At 70.8% G+C, this 558-nt stretch carries 1 pseudogene; it reads left to right on the top strand.

Annotated features, from left to right (window positions below):
• Window positions 1-184 precede the first annotated feature (184 nt).
• A pseudogene (locus BI06_RS51040) lies at window positions 185-558 on the top strand (hypothetical protein); the annotation flags it as partial.

Here is a 558-nt window from a genome sequence, read left to right on the forward strand (position 1 = left end):
ATGGCCCTTCGATCCTCCCATGCCCGGACCGGCCATCGAAGTGGATCATTGGATTCCGCTTCGACGTGCAAAACACCCCATTCAGCCTCGCCCGAACGGCGCAAATGGCGGATCATGTGAAGGAAGGGGTGACTGTGCGGTGTTGGTGCGTCAAGGGGCACACACTGTCTCGTAGAGTTTGGGCGTGCCCTCTCTCCGTCAACCCGTAGGACCGCTGCCGGCCTCGATCTACTGGCGCCGGCGCGTCGTCGTGATCGTCGCCGCCGTCGCGGTCGCCGCCCTCGTCATCTGGCTGATGACCGATCAGGGCGGGGGTGGCGACGGAGCGAAGGACAAGGCCGCACAGGCCGTACCGACCCAGTCCCAGAACCAGACGCCCGCCCAGGCGATCACGCCGGGCGCCTCGCCGAGCGGACCGGCCAACAACTCCCGTCCCGGCAGCGGCAGTGGCGGCGGCAGCGCCTCCGGCGGCGCGGTGGGCGGCTCCGGCGGCGGCGACGTCAGCCTGAGCACCGGCGGCACGACCGGCGGCGGCAGCGCCCCGGCACCCGCCACCGG

Origin of the sequence: Kitasatospora sp. MBT66, assembly GCF_000710405.2 — a bacterium.
GTDB lineage: Bacteria > Actinomycetota > Actinomycetes > Streptomycetales > Streptomycetaceae > Kitasatospora > Kitasatospora purpeofusca.